Origin of the sequence: Hymenobacter sp. AT01-02 (assembly GCF_000961955.2) — a bacterium.
GTDB classification, from domain to species: Bacteria; Bacteroidota; Bacteroidia; order Cytophagales; family Hymenobacteraceae; genus Hymenobacter; species Hymenobacter mucosus.
Genome location: NZ_JZIR02000095.1, coordinates 1 through 917, shown reverse-complemented (window position 1 = coordinate 917; position 917 = coordinate 1). Strand labels below are relative to the sequence as shown.

Below are 917 nucleotides of genomic sequence, written 5' to 3'. Positions count from 1 at the left end.
GCCCAAGCCGATAAGATAGCCGCAAAGAACCCCAGCAAGTACAAGCCCATTAGAGCTACTCCGCGCAGGTTAAATATTCCGAGCACGGGCACGTCGGGCACCACTAGGCCAATAAGCACGGTATACACCGGAATCCGGGCCGAGCAGCTCATCAGTGGCGTTACGAAGATGGTGATGATGCGGTCCTTCCAGTTTTCGATTGTGCGTGCGCTCATGATGGCGGGCACTGCGCAGGCAACTCCAGAAATCAGCGGCACAACGCTCTTGCCGTTGAGTCCAAACTTGCGCATGATGCGGTCCATCATGAAGGTAACGCGGGCCATATAACCTGTTTCCTCCAGTACCGCAATAAAGGCGAAGAGCAAGGCAATTTGGGGGATGAATATGAGTACCCCTCCCAATCCAGCTAGCACTCCTTCTGTGAGCAAGCTCACTAACGGTCCATTAAAGTTAGTTTGGATGAGACTATTGATCCATGCTACGCCCTCGTCAATCAACTCCATGGGGTAGCTTGCCCAGGCAAATACCGCCTGAAACAGGAGAAACAGCACCGCAAAGAAAATCAGGTAGCCCCATACCTTATGCGTGAGCACTCGGTCGAGGCGGTTGCTGTACGGCTCATTACGCTCAGTGCGCGTCACCTCCACTGCATTCAGCAGAATGTGGTTGATGAGCGTGTAGCGGTCAATGGTTTCTTGGGCTTGACGAGCAGTTGGCTCAAACCCATACTTCTCCGTTAGCTCCTGAATGTAGGCCCGATCATCGGGAGATAAAAAGCCGATATGACGGTACTGGTGTGCGTAGTGCAGCGCCAGATAGTCGTTGTGCAAGTTGAAGTAGTACCGAATCTGCCGAATCATGGGCAGCAGTTCGTCTTCCGGCTCGTAAAAATGCACCGTGGGTGCTCCCAGCATTTG

The 917-nt window shown here is 53.1% G+C and carries 1 protein-coding gene; it reads right to left on the bottom strand.

Annotation, left to right across the window (positions count from 1 at the left end):
- Positions 1 to 917 (bottom strand): ferrous iron transporter B (locus VI25_RS19870; RefSeq protein WP_161806993.1); only part of this gene is annotated, 917 nt, incomplete at both ends.